We start from the raw sequence: 18,281 nt of genomic DNA on the forward strand, positions 1-18,281 counted from the left end.
TCGAAGGTAAAACGCAAGAAGCCATAAAATTGGTTTATGCCGATAACGATATTGTATATGTGAGTATTCATTCGCTTCATAAAATCTCAAAATACAATGGAAAAGATGGCGCGCCTCCTAAGATTTACAAATTAGGAAGTAACGCTTGGAAAACCCTAAAACAAAAAACAAAAGCGCGTGTGAAACACATTGCGTTCAACCTAATTCAGTTGTATGCAAAGCGAAGATTAGACAAAGGTTTTCAATTTGCACCCGATAGTTATTTGCAAAAAGAATTAGAAAGTTCCTTCATTTACGAAGACACACCCGATCAAATTACGGCAACAGCCGATGTAAAAGCCGACATGGAAAGCGAGCGTCCAATGGACCGTTTAGTCTGTGGTGACGTTGGTTTCGGAAAAACAGAAGTTGCCATTCGTGCAGCTTTTAAAGCTGTAGATAATGGAAAACAAGTCGCGGTTTTGGTTCCAACTACTATTTTAGCCTATCAACATTACCGAACATTTTCGGAACGTTTGAAAGATATGCCAGTTACCGTGAGTTATTTGAACCGATTTAGAACAGCGAAACAAAAAGCGGAAACCCTTCAAAAACTACAAGAAGGAAAAGTTGATATTTTGATTGGAACACATCAATTGGTCAATAAAAATGTTGTGTTTAAAGATTTAGGCTTGTTGATTATCGACGAAGAACAAAAATTCGGAGTAAACGTAAAAGACAAATTGAAAACCATAGCTACGAATGTCGATACCTTGACTTTAACGGCAACTCCGATTCCGAGAACGTTACAGTTTTCGTTGATGGCGGCTCGAGATTTATCGGTAATTACAACGCCTCCACCCAATCGTTATCCGATTGAAACGCAAGTGATTCGTTTTAATGAAGAAGTCATTCGCGATGCAGTTTCCTACGAAATTCAACGTGGTGGACAAGTTTATTTTATTAACAACCGAATTGAAAATATCAAAGAAGTTGCTGGAATGATACAACGCTTGGTGCCAGGAGCAAAAGTCGGCATCGGTCACGGTCAAATGGATGGAAAAAAATTGGAAGAATTGATGTTGGCTTTCATGGAAGGTGAATTTGACGTTTTGGTCGCTACTACAATTATTGAAAGTGGTTTAGATGTACCGAATGCGAATACGATTTTCATCAATAATGCCAATAATTTCGGATTGTCTGATTTGCACCAAATGCGTGGTCGTGTGGGAAGAAGTAACAAAAAAGCGTTTTGTTATTTCATTACGCCGCCGTATTCGATGATGACGGGAGAAGCGCAAAAACGTATTACGGCTTTGGAACAATTTAGCGAATTAGGAAGCGGTTTTAACATTGCGATGAAGGATTTGGAAATCCGTGGTGCAGGAGATTTATTAGGTGGAGAACAAAGTGGTTTTATCAATGAAATTGGTTTTGATACCTACCAAAAAATAATGAACGAAGCCATTGAAGAATTGAAAGAAAACGAATTCAAAGACTTGTACCAAGAAGAAAACGACATCGAAACCAAAGAATTTGTCAAAGACATTCAAATTGATACTGATTTCGAATTGCTGTTCCCAGATGAGTACATCAACAACATTACCGAGCGTTTGAATTTATATAATGAGTTGAGCCAAATTAAAGACGAAGCTACGCTACAACAATTTGAACAAAAACTAATTGACCGCTTTGGTGCGTTGCCAAAACCAGCTATTGCTTTACTAAATAGCGTACGTATCAAATGGAAAGCAACCGCATTGGGAATTGAACGTTTGATGATGAAACAAGGTAAAATGGTAGGTTATTTTATTGGCGACCAACAAAGTGATTTTTACCAAAGTAACCGTTTCATGAAAGTGCTACAATTTGCGCAACGCAACGGCAATGTTTGTAAAATAAAAGAAAAAGAAACTAAAAACGGCTTACGTTTATTACTGACTTTTGATAACGTGAAATCAGTAAATAAGGCATTGGAGTTGTTGGAGGGGATTTAGAGGTTTTGTATTTTTGTTTTTTATCATATAAAGCGATATCGGGTTTATGTATAATGATTCAATCAAAGTGCATAGATTAATTATTTGCAATAATAATAGTTCATTAGAGTAAATTTCATGGGAAAATTTTTAAACATTTATTTTTACAATTTTTTTTATTATCAAGGTTTTTTAGTAAATTACTAGTAATTTATTTAAATCCTTTTGTTTGGGTTGAAAATTTTAGTAAAATAAAATTAGGGAAAAAGATTTTTTCTGAACATATGGAAAAAAATTTCCCGACTTTTTTACATCAATACAAATATATTTATAAATTGAAAATTCAATTTATACCTTTTTTAGCTTTGGTTAATTTGATTGTTATTGCTCTTTTATTCTTTTTTCTGAATATTAATATACCAAAATATTATGTTATTATCTTAAGTGTTAGTTTTTTATTGTCTTTAGTAGAATCTTATGTGTTTGTATTTGATAATGATAAATATCAAACATATTTTAAAGAATTTTACTTAACAAAAAAATATGATTATCCATTCGTAACATTTTTATTTATTTCTACATTTCTTTTTTTATGGTTATACAATGTTTTCTTTAATGTTTTAAATTAGCTTCGACTCTCTCCCGACCGCTCGGATATCTCATCACATCGATAGCGCGGAATTGCATACCTGACCGCTCGGATATCTCACCACAACGATTGCGCGGAATTGCATTCCGTGCCCACAAAGTAATTAAAAAACACAACATTATAATTGACAAAGTTTTTTTATATTTTGAATATAAATTACACGCCATGTCAACAAAATACAAAGCCACTACAACAGAAGACGCTTACTTTATTACTATTACAACTGTAGGCTGGGTCGATGTTTTTACACGATTAAATCAAAAATATATTATCACTGATTCTCTAAAGCATTGCCAACAAAATAAAGGATTAGAAATTTATGCGTATTGCATCATGAGCAGTCACATTCATTTATTTTGCAAAGCAACTAATGGTTTTATTTTATCGGATGTAATAAGAGATTTCAAAAAATTTACTTCCAAAAAAATCATTCAAACCATAATTGATGAGCCTGAGAGCAGAAGAGAATGGTTGTTACCCTATTTTCAAAAAGCTTGTGAACATTTAAGACGGGAACAACAATATAAAGTTTGGCAAGATGGTTATCATGCCGAACATATTTATAGTAATTCCTTTATAAAACAAAAGATTGAATACATTCACAATAATCCTGTGAAAGATAAAATAGTTACGTTGCCTGAAGATTATTATTTTAGCTCAGCCAGAAATTATGCTGGTTTAGAAAATGAATTAGAAATTGTTTTGTTAGATTTGTTTTGAAGTAGATGGTGGGCACGGAATGTAATTCCGCACTATCGACGTATCATAAATAAAGTGAATTTGTTTTCAAGTATATTGTGGGCACGGATTATAAATCCGCGCTATCGACTGGAATGTCGAAATTTAACTTTTGATAAACATACCTACCCAAACAACTCACTCACCACATCTTCAATTTTAGCCACTAAAACAATTTTGATTCCAGTATTTTTCAAGGAAATTTTGTTGTGTTTGGAAACAAAAATGGTGGTAAATCCTAATTTTTCTGCTTCTTGAATGCGTTGTTCAATGCGATTAACGGGTCTAATTTCGCCTGAAAGTCCAACTTCTCCTGCAAAGCAAAAACCTTCTGCAATGGCGATGTCTTCGTTGGAAGATAAAATAGCGGCAACAACGGCTAAGTCAATGGCGGTGTCTTCAACTGAAATGCCACCTGTTACGTTTAAGAACACGTCTTTGGTGCCTAATCGAAATCCAGCACGTTTTTCTAAAACGGCTAAAATCATGTTCAAGCGTTTGGCGTTGTAACCTGTGGTGCTGCGTTGCGGTGTTCCATAAACCGCAGTACTTACTAAGGCTTGAATTTCAATCATCAACGGACGCATACCTTCTAAAGTAGTAGCAATCGCTGTTCCTGAAAGCTGTTCGTCTTTATGTGAAATCAAAATTTCAGATGGATTATCCACTTCGCGTAAACCTGAACCTTGCATTTCGTAAATCCCTAATTCGGCAGTAGAGCCAAAACGGTTTTTTAACGAACGTAAAATGCGGTATACGTGATTTCGATCGCCTTCAAATTGTAAAACGGTATCGACCATATGTTCCAAAATCTTCGGTCCAGCGATGGTTCCGTCTTTTGTAATGTGACCGATTAAAAGAACGGGTGTATTGGTTTCTTTGGCAAATTTTATTAATTCAGCTGTACATTCTCTAATTTGAGAAATACTTCCGGCAGACGATTCAATATAATCGGTATGCAAAGTTTGAATCGAATCGATAATGACAATATCGGGTTCAATTTCCAAAATTTGACGGAAGATATTTTGGGTTTTGGTTTCGGTTAAAATGTAGCAATTATCGCCATTAGAAGTAATGCGTTCAGCACGCATCTTTATCTGTTTTTGGCTTTCTTCTCCCGAAACATAAAGGGTTTTATAAGGTAATTTTAAAGCAATTTGCAAGAGCAACGTACTTTTTCCAATTCCTGGTTCTCCACCTAATAAGGTTAAAGATCCAGGAACCAATCCACCACCCAAAACCCGATTCAACTCGTTATCTGTTGTGTTCAATCGGATTTCTTGTGCGGTGTCTATTTCTTTTACAAGTAAAGGTTTTGTAGCCGCTTTAGAGGTAGCCGTTGTGGTTTTCCATGCTACTTTTTCTTCTTTTTGAACCAATTCTTCTACAATGGTATTCCATTCTTTGCAAGCATTACATTGGCCTTGCCATTTTGAATATTGGGTGCCACAATTTTGGCAAAAAAAAGCGGTTTTTACTTTACTCATTTGGTGTTATTCTTGTTTTTCTGTTGGTTGTTCTGTAGGAGTTTCAGCAGGTACATCTTCTGTAGGTTCGTCTGGTTTTCCTTTTAAGGCTTCTGCACGATTCATCATGAAGTCTTTTGTGATTTCACGAATCGCCTCTTGTGTAAATGCTTTTTGATAGCTTTTTATTGCTTTTTTGTAATTTCCTGTTTTTTCAAAATATAGCGCTTCATGATAGGTGCCTAATGTTGTTTTTGGATAATGTTTGTTAGCAAAATCACTTAATGGCATCAATTCATTGTATGCTTTATTTTTAAGAATGGCTGCTTCAATAGCTTTGAAATCACTTAACCTAGGTTTCATTTTAAAACCAAAACGTTTTTCTAATTCGTCGTATTTCGCAATCAAATAATCGGTATATCCTACCTCTAATTTTAAAATTTTATCTTGAAATTCTACCATTGAAATCGGTTGGTATCCATCAAAAATAAAATAGATGGCATTTGGCACCGCTTTAGCAACTAAAGAATAATGCGAAGCGCCTTTGAAAGCATCGTTTTGATATTTAAATATTGCATTTGGAACGGCTTTAATATTGGCATCTAATTCCGCTGCTTTTTCATTAATTTCTTTTAAATCACCTTCGCCTGTAGCTTGATAATAGAAAACGGGTTTTACCATTTTTGCTAAACGTTCTGCTACACGTTTTTCCATTTCTGGAGCCATTTCTGGAGCTAACGAAATGTATGCGTTGAAAATTGGATTGTCTTTGTATAAATAAAAGTTTAAGAAGCCTGCCGTCGTATCATGACCTGCAATTATTCTAAATGGCAAAGTTCTATATTTTTTATCGATGTATGGATATAATTCTTGACCAATAAATTCAAAGAAATTGGCTCCAGTTCCTGCTGGAAATCCAGCATCATCAAATTCACTATCGGCAAATCGTGTTTCGCCATTATTTTGATCTATTGCAATGATAATCATCTCGGGTAAATCATCCCAATAAGCTCCATATTTTAAAATGCCTTCAAAAGGATCTAATAAATATTCGCCATCTAAAACTAACAAGGTTGGGTATTTTTTCTCGGGACTTGAAGCATACGAAGGTGGGGTAACCACTGTAAAAGTTCGATTTCCTAACTTTTTTGATTGGATGGTTTCGGGGGTACGTTGAGCAAATAAGCATGACGTTACCATTAAAGTAATAAGGAAAAGTTTAATTTTCATTTTAAATAGTTTGGTTAAATAGATTAGCAATTTACTAATTTATTTTTTATTTAAAATAGGCAAAAGTAAATAAGATAATAAACCTAAAAATATGGTTAAAATAGTTTGCGAAACCCATGCAATCCATCCAAAGGCTACTCCCACTTCATTTGGAATTCCGTAAAGGGAATAAATCATAGCAATAGCTAAAGGATAAGCGCCAAGACCACCATTAGTAAAACCAACAGCTAGACTACCAAAAATAAACCCCATAATTACTACATCAAAGCTAATATTTGAAGTTTCGGGAAGTGCAAAAATGGCGACATAAAACATAATTAGGTAAGAGAACCAAATAAAAAATGAATGAAAAATGTAGTTCCATTTGTCTTTCATTTTTAAAATACTCGTCATGCCTTCAATTAAACCCGATAATTTATTTTTTAATTTTTGAATAATTTTCCATTCTGCATAAATCCAAACCAAGATGAAAAGAATAAAAATGATTATTCCACTAGCTAATAAGTATAAAATTTTTTCTACCGGAAGTTTTTCAATTAAAAATTGATAAAGTTTTTCAAATTGTAATAGGAAAGCAACAATAACAAATAAAAAGAAAATCATTAAATCTACAATTCGTTCTGCAACGATTGTTCCAAATCCCTTGTCAAATGGGATGTTTTCGTATTTTTTAAGTAAAGCAGCTCTTGTGATTTCGCCTGATCTGGGAATGGTAAGGTTTACAAAATAGGAAACACAAACCGTAAGTAAATCGTTGTGAAACTTTGTTTGGTATCCTAAATGATTAAGAGCAAATTTCCAACGATATGCACGAGACCAAAACCCGAAAAGTGCTATAAAAAGGGATAAATAAATGTAAAAATAATTGGCTTTTATGAAGCTGATTTTAATTTTTTCTAATTCATCTGGTGAAAGGGTAGTATACTGATAATAAATAATTCCTAACCCAATCAATAAAGGGATAGTTAGACTTAAAAATTTTCGGATACTAGCTTTCAAACTATGTTAAAGAATTATCTTTCTCGTTAGGAAAAACTAAAGTAGGTTTGAATTTTTTAGCTTCTTCAAAGTCCATAATACCGTAAGAAATGATAATCACAATATCGCCACGGTGAACTTTACGAGCTGCAGGTCCGTTTAAAGTAATTTCACCAGTGTTTCTAGGCCCTTTGATAGCATACGTTTCTAATCGTTCTCCATTATTGATGTTAACGATTTGTACTTTTTCACCTTCAATAATATTAGAAGCTTCCATTAGTGCTTCATCGATGGTGATACTTCCTATGTAATTCAAATCGGCACCTGTTACGGTTACTCTATGAATTTTCGATTTTACTACTTGAATTTGCATGTTGCAAAGGTAATTAATTTAGTGAAATATTATCAATTAATCTGATATTCTCAATAAAAATGGCGATAAATCCTCGATACTTTTTATTGGATTCTTTTTCAGAAACGGGTAAAAGAGTAGTTTCTTCTGCTATTTCAAAATATTCTAATTCAAATTCAGCATGTTTTTTCAATTCGTCTTCTACGTATTTTGTTGTTTCTTCAGCAGAATGAGTTTGGAAAAAATCTTTAGCACTGTTTAAAATTTGATAAATTACAGCAGCTTTTTCTCTTGCAGTATCTGATAGTCTTTCGTTGCGAGAACTCATAGCCAAACCATTTGCTTCACGATGAATTGGGCAACCAATAACTTCAACTGGAATGTTGTGTTTGGAAACTAATTTTTTCACAATTTGTAGTTGCTGAAAATCTTTCTCACCAAAATAAGCTTTGTTCGGTTGAACAATTTCAAACAATCTTTTTACGATTGTACCAACGCCATCAAAATGTCCTGGTCGGTGTTTGCCTTCCATTTGATTTTCTAAACCATCGTAATTGAAACTTTCAGAAACGGTGTTCCCTTCATAAATATCGGCTACTTCTGGTGCATAAACGATGATGTTGTTGCTTAAATCTTGCATGATTTGCACATCGCGTTCCAGAGTTCTTGGATATTTATCTAAATCTTCAGCGTTGTTAAATTGCGTTGGATTTACAAAAATACTCATCACTGTTACATCGTTTTCAGAAAGCGATTTTTTAAGTAACGATAGGTGTCCTTGATGTAATGCTCCCATTGTAGGAACAAATCCAATAGATTTATTTTGTTTGAGTAATGGGCTTAAAAAAGCACTTAAATCGGACTTTTTGTTAAAAATGAGCATTTATATATTGATTAAATCAGGTGCAAACTTACTATTTTAGTGGATAAATCCATAAAATTTTGTAATTTTGCAAGGTTTTTTAAAACAATAATTAACTAGAATACATTATGGAAGACAAGAGGATATTGTATGTATCATCTGAAGTGGTGCCTTATTTAGCTGAAAACGAAGTGTCGTTACAATCGTATGAAATGCCGAAAATGATTAATGATTTAGGTGGTCAAATACGAATTTTTATGCCTAGATATGGTAATATTAATGAAAGAAGACACCAATTGCATGAAGTTATTCGTTTATCAGGAATGAATTTGGTGGTGAATGATATGGATATGCCTCTTATTATTAAAGTAGCTTCAATTCCAAAAGAAAGAATACAAGTTTATTTTATTGATAACGACGAATATTTCAAAAGAAAAGCAACCTTTACTGACGAAGAAGGAGTTTTATATCCAGATAATGATGAAAGAGCTATTTTCTTTGCAAAAGGTGTTGTAGAAACAGTCAAGAAATTAAACTGGGTACCAGATGTGATTCATGTTCATGGTTGGATGGCAGCCATGTTGCCTATCTATCTTAAACATTACTATAAAGATGAAGGAATTTTTGCCGAAACAAAAATTGTTACTTCGGTATATGAACAAGGGTTTGAGGGTGAGTTAGATAAAGAGTTTATTAATAAAATTTTGTTTGATAATATTAGTAGAGAGGCTGTTTCTGATTTAGAAAATCCTACTTATGAAAATTTAATGAAAGTTGCAATTTCACATTCAGATGCTGTTGTTGCAGGCTCTGAGGAATTGGCTTCAACTTTAACAAAATTTATAGAAAGTTCCAACAAACCTTTTTTACCTTTCGCCTCAAAAGAAATAATGAAGGAAGTTTATACTTCATTTATAAAGAATCAGTTATTATAAAGAGCTTATCCGCTATGAAAAAAAATTTTATTAAAGTATCTTTAGCAATTACAATTGCATTTGTGTTAACCTCATGTGACAAAGATTTTAATTCTTTAGGTTCTGATCTTTTAGATGATTCTCATTTTGATTTAGAAAGATATGAAGTTCAAAATTTAATTGCATATTCAAAGTCTACAGGCCCAGTTCAAACAAACAATTTGCCAGTAAATTCTTTAGGGGTATACAGTAATCCATTCTTTGGTACTACTAAAGCCAGTTTTGTAACACAGTTAGAATTGGCAGATACTGATCCGGTAATTGGTCAGAATGTTGAAATCAAAAGCACGGATTCTGTCTATTTATACGTGCCTTATTTTAGTACAAAGGAAGTTGTTAATGGCAATAATGTATATGAATTAGATTCAATTTATGGTAACATAAATAGCAGTATTAACCTTAAGATTTATGAGAATGGTTATTTTTTACGTAACATTAATCCAAGCCCAAATCCTAACGACCAAGATTCATACTTGCAGAAATATTATAATGACGATAAACAATTAATTGAAAATAACATTGCAAGTGGTCAACTTAATAATGCTACAAGTTTGTCAGAGAATGAACAATTTAAATTTGATAATACTGAATTAGTTATATACAAAACAGATGGGAATGGTAATTATGTCAATTCCAATGGTGAAGTAATTTCTAATCCTAACGATAGAATTGTTAAAAAGAGATTAGCACCAGGAATGTGGTTAAATCTTGATAAGAATTTTTTCAAAACAAAGGTATTGGATGCACCATCTATTAATTTGTTGAATAATACTACTTTTAAAGAATATTTCAAAGGATTGTATTTTAAAACTGAAGCTAATCCAGGTCAAGATGGAGTAATGGCAATGTTGGATTTTTCTGCAGCAACAATTACAATTCAATTTCATTCTGATGTTACTTCTGAACTTTCAAATGGTACAAATGTGACTGTAAATTCAAAAAAAGAAGTGGTGTTAAAATTGAAAGGTAATACAATTAACTTTTTTGAAAACCAAAATAGTGTAGATTACAGCAATGGTTTAAGCGCTTCAAATAGTACATTGGGCGATGATAGGTTATATTTAAAAGGAGGTCAAGGTTCTGTTGCTTATATTGATTTATTTGGTGAGGTTAATCCTGAAACAAATGTTCCATATGAGTTAGAAGATTTACAATCAAGAGGTTGGTTAGTAAATGAAGCAAATTTAACGTTTTACATTGATAAAGATAAGATGACAGGGGCAGGCATGGCAGAGCCTCAACGAATATATCTCTTTGATGCTACTAACAATAAAGTTTTAGCAGACTACAATTTAGATGGTTCTGTTGTTACAGATCTAAAGAGAAATAAATTTACATTTAGTGGTATTATAAAATTAGATGAAAATGATAAAGGGGTGTATTATAAGATAAGAATTACAGAACATATTAATAGGTTATTGAATAGTGACAATGAAGATTTAAGAAAAAATATTAGATTAGGTCTTTCAGTTACCGAAGACATCAATGTTTCAAGTAACGCATTCTTAAAAACGCCATTTAATATAGGCTCAGAATCAGTTAAATTTTTACCTTTTTCTTCTGTAATGAACCCTCTTGGGACAGTTTTATACGGAATGGGTAGTTCAGTACCTCAAGATAAAAAATTAAAACTTGAGATTTTTTTCACTAAACCTAATTAGTAGTATATGTGTGGAATTGTAGGTTATATTGGTCATAGAGATGCATATCCAGTAATTATTAAAGGATTACATAGATTAGAATATAGAGGCTATGATAGTGCAGGTATTGTTTTATACGATGGTAAGGATTTAAAATTATCTAAAACCAAAGGGAAGGTTTCTGATTTGGAAATGAAGGCCCAAAACGATAAAACAATTTTCGGGAAAATAGGCATGGGGCATACGCGTTGGGCAACTCACGGAGTTCCTAATGATGTAAATTCGCATCCTCATTTTTCAAATTCAGGAAAGTTAGTTATTATTCATAATGGTATTATAGAGAATTATGAACCATTAAAGCAAGAGTTAATTAAAAGGGGTTACACTTTTAAATCTGATACCGACACAGAAGTATTAGTAAACTTAATAGAAGAAGTTAAGAAAAAAGAAAACTGTAAACTAGGAAAAGCAGTTCAAGTTGCATTAAACCAAGTTATTGGTGCTTATGCGATTGCAGTAATTGATGTTGAAAAGCCAGACGAAATTATTGTAGCTCGTTTAGGAAGTCCATTAGCAATTGGAATTGGTGAAGATGAGTTTTTTATCGCATCAGATGCTACTCCTTTTATAGAATATACTTCAAACGCTATTTATTTAGAAGATGAAGAAATGGCAATTGTGCGTTTACACAAACCATTAAAAGTTAGAAAAATTAAAGACGATTCATTGGTTGATCCTTATATTCAAGAACTTCAATTAAACTTGGAGCAAATTGAAAAAGGCGGTTACGATCATTTCATGATGAAAGAAATCTACGAACAACCAAGTGTAATCAAAGACACTTACCGAGGAAGACTTTTGGCAAACAAAGGAATTATCCAAATGTCAGGTGTTGAAGATAATTTAGAAAAATTCTTAAATGCAAAACGAATCCTAATTGTTGCTTGTGGAACTTCATGGCACGCAGGATTAGTAGCAGAATATATTATTGAAGAATTTTCAAGAATTCCAGTTGAAGTAGAATATGCATCAGAGTTCCGATATAGAAATCCAATCATTAATAAAGATGATGTTGTTATTGCAATTTCACAATCAGGTGAAACGGCAGATACTTTGGCAGCAATTAAATTAGCTAAAGAAAACGGAGCTTTTGTATTCGGAGTTTGTAATGTAGTAGGTTCGTCGATTTCTCGTGAAACACATGCAGGTGCTTATACACATGCGGGTCCTGAAATTGGAGTAGCTTCTACAAAAGCATTTACTACGCAAATTACAATCCTTACTTTGTTAGCACTACGTTTAGCAAAAGCAAAAGGGACAATGAGCAATTCGGATTACCAACGTTATTTATTGGAATTAGAATTAATGCCAGAAAAAGTGCAAGAAGCTTTATTGACAAATGATGTTGCTAAACAAATTGCCGAAATTTACAAAGATGCAACCAATTGTTTGTATTTAGGAAGAGGTTATAACTTCCCAGTAGCTTTAGAAGGTGCATTAAAATTAAAAGAAATTTCATATATCCATGCAGAAGGGTATCCGGCAGCAGAAATGAAGCACGGACCAATTGCATTGATTGATGAATCTATGCCGGTAATTGTAATTGCTCCTAACAAAGGACATTACGATAAAGTGGTAAGTAATATTCAAGAAATAAAATCAAGAAGCGGAAAAATTATTGCCGTAGTAACTAAAGGAGATACGCAAGTAAAAGCTTTAGCTGACCACGTAATCGAAATTCCTGAAACGAACGAACCGTTTACGCCATTATTAACTACAATTCCGTTACAATTATTATCGTATCATATTGCAGTTCTTAGAGGTTGTAATGTTGATCAACCTAGGAATTTAGCAAAATCCGTTACTGTAGAATAATATTTTAAAAGCGAAATTGGAAGATTTCGCTTTTTTATTGCAAAAAATTCAAAAAATAAATTGCAAAATTGTTTTAGAAAAAACTATCTTTGCACTCGGAAAAATACATCATTTTTCTAACATTAATTAGCTATTAAATAAATACATAAGCAATGTCTAGAATCACAGGAAAAGTTGCACAAATTATCGGGCCAGTTGTTGACGTCGTTTTCAACGATTCAAATAACGAATTACCTAAAATTTACGATTCATTAGAAATCACTAAAAAAGATGGTACTTTATTAGTACTTGAAGTTCAATCTCACATTGGTGAAAACACTGTTCGTACCATTTCTATGGACTCTACAGATGGTTTGTCAAGAGGAGCAGAAGTAGTTGCTACTGGTGCTGCAATTCAAATGCCAATTGGAGCAGACGTTTTTGGTCGTTTATTTAATGTAATTGGTGATGCAATCGACGGTTTAGGAGATTTACCTAAATCAGGTGCAAATGGTTTACCAATCCACAGACCAGCTCCAAAATTTGAAGACTTATCAACTTCTTCTGAAGTTTTATTTACAGGTATTAAAGTAATCGACCTTATTGAGCCTTATGCAAAAGGAGGTAAAATTGGATTATTTGGTGGTGCTGGAGTAGGTAAAACAGTATTGATTCAGGAGTTGATTAACAATATTGCAAAAGGTCACGGTGGACTTTCAGTATTCGCAGGAGTAGGGGAAAGAACACGTGAAGGAAATGACTTACTTCGTGAGATGTTAGAGTCAGGAATTATTAAATACGGTGAAGAATTCATGCACTCTATGGAAAATGGAGGATGGGATTTATCTAAAGTAGATATGCCAGGAATGAGAGAGTCTAAAGCTACTTTCGTTTTCGGACAAATGAATGAGCCACCTGGAGCTCGTGCTCGTGTAGCCCTTTCAGGATTGTCTATCGCTGAGTATTTCCGTGATGGAGCTGGATCTGACCAAGGTAAAGACGTATTATTCTTCGTTGATAATATCTTCCGTTTTACACAAGCAGGTTCTGAAGTATCGGCTTTATTAGGTCGTATGCCATCTGCGGTAGGTTACCAACCTACATTAGCAACTGAGATGGGTGCTATGCAAGAGCGTATTACTTCAACTAAAAAAGGATCTATTACATCTGTACAAGCGGTTTACGTACCTGCGGATGACTTAACTGACCCTGCACCAGCAACAACGTTTGCTCACTTAGATGCAACAACTGTATTATCTCGTAAAATTGCTGAGTTAGGTATTTATCCAGCGGTAGATCCATTAGATTCTACTTCTCGTATCTTAACTCCAGAAATCTTAGGAAAAGAACACTATGAGTGTGCTCAAAGAGTAAAAGAGATTCTTCAAAAATACAAACAATTACAAGATATTATCGCCATCTTAGGTATGGAAGAGTTATCTGAAGAAGATAAATTAGCAGTATCTCGTGCACGTCGTGTACAACGTTTCTTATCTCAACCTTTCCACGTAGCGGAGCAATTTACAGGTATTCCTGGAGTATTGGTTGATATTAAAGAAACTATCAAAGGATTTAACATGATTATGGATGGTGAATTAGACCACTTACCAGAAGCAGCGTTTAACCTTAAAGGTACTATCGAAGAAGCTATCGAAGCTGGACAAAAAATGTTAGCAGAAGCATAATTTTTAATTGCTTAAAGCCCAAAGCTTAAAGCCTAAAGCATAAAAAAATGATTTTAGAAATAGTATCACCAGAAGCTACATTGTTTAAAGGAGAAGTTACTTCAGTAGCAGTTCCTGGAATTAACGGTGAGTTTCAAATGCTAAATAATCACGCGCCTATTGTTTCATTGTTAGCAAAAGGAAACGTGAAAATCAATGCTCAAAACATTAAAATTGAAAAAGAATTCGTTTCTAAATTCAACAAAGTAAATGAGCAAACGTATTGGTTACCTATTAATTCAGGTACCATCGAAATGAATGAAAACAAGATTATCGTTTTAGCTGACTAAGACAATAGATTTATAGTAAAAAGTCCTGCAATTTGCGGGACTTTTTTTTGTTTTATTACTTTGTGATTGAATTATATGCAAGATTTAATTTGCTTATTACAATTTCAATTTCTTCTTCATTCAAATGTCCAAATCCAAAACGGATGGCACAGGTGTTTTTATCTTGATAAAGAATGGTCTTTGGCAGAAAGACATCTAATTTCGAAACTTCTTCAGCAAGTTGAATTAATGATATTGAAGGGTTAAATTCAATCCAAATGGCTAATCCACCAGAAGGCTTTTTATATCCAATAACTTCATTGAAATAACGCTTGAAACATTCGCAAGCAAAATCCCTTCTTTGTTTGTAAATGATGGTATTCTTTTTCAGTAAACGATGAATTTCACCTTCATAAATTAATTCCGAAAGCACTTGTTCTTGAATTAAGTCGCCCTGCTTGTCTAACATTTGTAAATAGTTTTTTGCTTCCAAAATCAAATTTTCAGGAGCCACTACAAATCCGGTTTGAAAACTTGGAAATAGTGATTGCCCCAGTTTTCCAAGATAAATCACCATTCCATTTCCATCTGAACTTGCCATAGGCAACATAGCGGAACCGTCGAGTTGAAAATCATAATCAAAATCGTCTTCAATTATGGCAAATTGATATTTCTTAGCAAGTTGTAAAAGTTGTAATCTTCGTTCGGCAGACAAAGTGTTTGTAGTAGGATAATCGCGATTAGAACAGACATAAACACATCGAATTTTGCCTTTTGTAAAATGTTTTTCTATGTAATTAATGTCTAATCCATTTTCATCAACGGGGATGGTTTTAATATCGGCTCTAGCTTCTTGAAAAATCATATTGGCATTATAATTACTCAAATTACCAACCAAAACAACGTCTTTTTTACGAATTAAAAGTTGCGAGATGATATACAAACTCATCTCGGTACTTCGAGTACTGATTAAATTTGTAGGTTTGATATGAAAACCTCGAGTTGCATTTAAAAAATTACACAATTGATTTTCAAACATAGAATAGCTGTTTTTTGATGTATTGTTCCATTTTGAAATCAATGATTTTCGCTTCATTGATGTACCATACCATTTCGAAAATTCGTGAATAGGATGCAATCGTAAATCGGGTTGACCATCGTTTAAAATGTATTTTGCTTCTGAAAATTCTTGTGTTGATGCCAAGTGAAACGAAGTTTCAAAAGGAAATCCTGTCGTTATAGGATAACTATATGCATCGTTTAGTTTGTTAGTACTTGCTTTGATAGTAACTGTTTTTGATCTTGGAAATAAAACAAAAGCACCTTTATTTGGAATAATTTCTACCCAACCTTGAGCTCCTAATTCTTCATAAACGGCAACCGCAGTATTCCGATGGATGCTAAATAATTGGCTAAATATTCTAGTGCCAGGCAATGCTGTTCCTTCTTTTAAATAGCCTCTTTGAATCGCATTTATTATTTGCTGTGCAATTTGAATATATACCGAAGTAGCACTTGTTTTATCAAATTGAATAAGTTCTTTTAATACCAAACTAACCGGACTATCTATCATTTTAAAACTGGACTATTTTAATCATCCGGAAAGTTACGACTTTTGCACCGTTTTAAATAACCCAATATCGAATAAATGAAAAAAGTATATTATTTAGTTCCCTTGCTAATGTTTGTATTAACTATGAATGCTCAGGAAAATGAACTTAAAACAGATTCACTAAAAGAAGCAGTCATTACATCTTCTCGTATCGATTTGCCTTTTAAAGAAAATTCAAGAACCATTCAAATTGTTACTGCTGAAGATATTAAAAAATTAGGTGTGACAAATGTTGCCGATGCTTTACAACAAATTGCAGGAATTGATGTGCGTAGACAAGGAGTAAACGGAATGCAATCGGATTTATATATAAGAGGCGGAAGTTTTGATCAAACATTGTTGTTAATAGATGGTATAAAAGTAGATGATGCTCAAACGGGTCATCATACTATGAATTTGGCTTTACCAATTGAAGTTATAAAAAGAATTGAAGTGATTAAAGGTCCTGCTGCTCGTATTTTTGGTCAAAATGCTTTTACTGGAGCAATTAATATTGTAACGAAAGATGTTGATGAAAATTCTTTAATTGCTAAAGTACAAGGTGGTTCTTTTGATCAATTTATTGCAGAAGTTACTGGAACTGTAAATCTGGAAGAAAGTAGTCATATTGTACATTTTTCAAAAAACTTTTCAGATGGATATCGTTATAATACTGATTTTGATAATACTAATTATGTTTTAAAAAGTCAGTTCAATAAAAATAAATTACCAATTGAATTACTAACAAGCTATTCAGAAAGAAAATTTGGTGCAAACGGGTTTTATGGTTTTACCAACTATATTGATCAATATGAAGAAACTCAAGCAAGTTTAATAGGTCTTTCAACGGTAATTAAAAGCGGAAATTTTACATGGAAACCAAGAATTTATTGGCGCAGAAACCAGGATTTATATTTATTAGTTAGAAATACCCCATTAACATATAGAAATTTACATATTACTAATAAAGTTGCTGCTGAATTAAACGGTTCGTATCAATCAACGTTAGGAACAACTGGTTTTGGGGTTGAGTTTTCTAAATATCACATATCAAGTAATCGTTTAGGAGATAATCAAAGAGAAATTGCGAGTTTATTTTTAGAACATCGTTTCCAATTTTTCAACAACATTTTAGATGTTACTCCTGGAATTTCGGCTTCTTATTTTTCAGATTTTGATAATCAATTTTTTCCAGGTTTAGATATAGGAGTTAAAATTTCAGATAAATTTAGAGCTTACGGAAATATTGGGACTTCTTATAGAGTTCCTACATATACCAATTTATATTATACTTCTCCTGTAACCATAAGCAATCCCGACTTAAATACAGAAGAAGCTTTTTCACAAGAAGTTGGTTTTAAATATATGAGTGATAGATTCAATATATCGATAGCTGCTTTTAATCGTGATGCTGATAATTTAATCGATTATGTTCGTGAAAACACAACAGATGCTTGGCAAGCACAAAATATTCAAAGTGTAAATACAAAAGGATATGAAGCGCAAGCTGATTACTTTTTCATAATAAATAATTTACCACAAAAAATTCAGTTAGGTTATTCTTATTTAGATAACGATGTAAAGGCAAGTGAAGCTAATTTTTCTCAATATTCTATTAACTCGATGAAACATCAATTCACAAGTAGTTTACAATTTAACTTCTTTAAAGGTTTAAATACAACTTTTGCTTATCGTTATGTAGAGCGTACAGCAGGAATGAGCTATAATGTTTTTGATGCAAATGTTAGTTATAGAATAAAAGCGTTTGAACTATCTATGTTTGCTAACAATATTTTTAATGCAGATTATATTGAATCAGGAATGATTCCAATGCCAAAAGGGAATATGATGTTTGGAATTAAGTATTTATTTAAGTAAAATAAAGTTTGTTAAGTGAAAGGGGACTGCAGCAATGTAGTCCTTTTTTTGTTTCTTGCCAATAAAAAAAGTCCCGATTTAATCGGGACTTTGTCTTTCTAGGTAATCAAAAAATATTATA

General features: G+C 32.9%; 14 protein-coding genes. 8 read left to right on the forward strand and 6 right to left on the reverse strand.

What is annotated here, in order from left to right; all coding sequences use genetic code 11:
- The coding region (gene mfd / locus Q0075_RS05700; protein ID WP_297868673.1) for a transcription-repair coupling factor at positions 1-1,976 on the forward strand (1,976 nt) is incomplete at its 5' end.
- Positions 1,977-2,769: 793 nt separating this feature from the next.
- Positions 2,770-3,324 (forward strand): transposase, encoded by a 555-nt coding sequence (locus tag Q0075_RS05705; RefSeq protein ID WP_297868674.1) that lies wholly within the window; start codon positions 2,770-2,772, stop codon positions 3,322-3,324.
- A gap of 143 nt (positions 3,325-3,467) precedes the next feature.
- On the opposite strand, the gene radA is transcribed toward Q0075_RS05705, so the two are convergent.
- Genes radA through panC form a run of 5 tightly spaced genes read right to left on the reverse strand, consistent with a single transcriptional unit; the run spans position 3,468 to position 8,251 of the window.
- Positions 3,468-4,829, reverse strand: coding sequence for a DNA repair protein RadA (gene radA, locus Q0075_RS05710; RefSeq protein WP_297868675.1), 1,362 nt, complete (start codon positions 4,827-4,829; stop codon positions 3,468-3,470).
- 6 nt (positions 4,830-4,835) lie between these two features.
- Complete coding sequence (locus Q0075_RS05715; RefSeq protein ID WP_297868676.1) at positions 4,836-6,038, reverse strand: alpha/beta hydrolase-fold protein; 1,203 nt, start codon at positions 6,036-6,038, stop codon at positions 4,836-4,838.
- 39 nt (positions 6,039-6,077) lie between these two features.
- Complete coding sequence (locus Q0075_RS05720) at positions 6,078-6,992, reverse strand: lysylphosphatidylglycerol synthase transmembrane domain-containing protein (RefSeq protein ID WP_297868677.1); 915 nt, start codon at positions 6,990-6,992, stop codon at positions 6,078-6,080.
- A 46-nt stretch (positions 6,993-7,038) separates the two neighbouring features.
- Positions 7,039-7,389 (reverse strand): aspartate 1-decarboxylase, encoded by a 351-nt coding sequence (gene panD / locus Q0075_RS05725; RefSeq protein ID WP_008255780.1) that lies wholly within the window; start codon positions 7,387-7,389, stop codon positions 7,039-7,041.
- Positions 7,390-7,402: 13 nt separating this feature from the next.
- On the reverse strand, positions 7,403-8,251 hold the full coding sequence (panC, locus tag Q0075_RS05730) for a pantoate--beta-alanine ligase (protein WP_291106373.1): 849 nt from the start codon (positions 8,249-8,251) through the stop codon (positions 7,403-7,405).
- Positions 8,252-8,358: 107 nt separating this feature from the next.
- On the opposite strand from panC, the gene Q0075_RS05735 reads away from it, so the two are divergent.
- From Q0075_RS05735 to Q0075_RS05755, 5 genes are all read left to right on the forward strand, one after another.
- The gene (locus Q0075_RS05735) at positions 8,359-9,165 is read left to right on the forward strand and encodes a glycogen/starch synthase (protein ID WP_297868678.1); all 807 of its coding nucleotides are present in this window, start codon (positions 8,359-8,361) and stop codon (positions 9,163-9,165) included.
- Positions 9,166-9,227: 62 nt separating this feature from the next.
- Positions 9,228-10,865 (forward strand): DUF4270 domain-containing protein, encoded by a 1,638-nt coding sequence (locus Q0075_RS05740; protein ID WP_297868679.1) that lies wholly within the window; start codon positions 9,228-9,230, stop codon positions 10,863-10,865.
- A 6-nt stretch (positions 10,866-10,871) separates the two neighbouring features.
- On the forward strand, positions 10,872-12,719 hold the full coding sequence (gene glmS, locus Q0075_RS05745; protein ID WP_297868680.1) for a glutamine--fructose-6-phosphate transaminase (isomerizing): 1,848 nt from the start codon (positions 10,872-10,874) through the stop codon (positions 12,717-12,719).
- A 152-nt stretch (positions 12,720-12,871) separates the two neighbouring features.
- A complete protein-coding gene (atpD, locus tag Q0075_RS05750; RefSeq protein ID WP_026725934.1) occupies positions 12,872-14,383 on the forward strand; it encodes a F0F1 ATP synthase subunit beta in 1,512 nt (503 codons plus the stop codon).
- A gap of 47 nt (positions 14,384-14,430) precedes the next feature.
- On the forward strand, positions 14,431-14,712 hold the full coding sequence (locus Q0075_RS05755; protein ID WP_026725933.1) for a F0F1 ATP synthase subunit epsilon: 282 nt from the start codon (positions 14,431-14,433) through the stop codon (positions 14,710-14,712).
- 55 nt (positions 14,713-14,767) lie between these two features.
- On the opposite strand, the gene Q0075_RS05760 is transcribed toward Q0075_RS05755, so the two are convergent.
- Complete coding sequence (locus tag Q0075_RS05760) at positions 14,768-16,264, reverse strand: PLP-dependent aminotransferase family protein (protein ID WP_297868681.1); 1,497 nt, start codon at positions 16,262-16,264, stop codon at positions 14,768-14,770.
- Between the two features lie 75 nt (positions 16,265-16,339).
- Here Q0075_RS05760 and Q0075_RS05765 point away from each other — a divergent pair, with 75 nt between their 5' ends.
- Positions 16,340-18,160 carry a TonB-dependent receptor gene (locus Q0075_RS05765; protein ID WP_297868682.1) on the forward strand — a complete coding sequence of 607 codons (1,821 nt, stop codon included), beginning with the start codon at positions 16,340-16,342 and terminating at the stop codon, positions 18,158-18,160.
- The last annotated feature ends 121 nt before the right edge of the window (positions 18,161-18,281 follow it).

Source organism: uncultured Flavobacterium sp., from assembly GCF_937967675.1.
In the GTDB taxonomy this organism is placed as follows: Bacteria; Bacteroidota; Bacteroidia; order Flavobacteriales; family Flavobacteriaceae; genus Flavobacterium.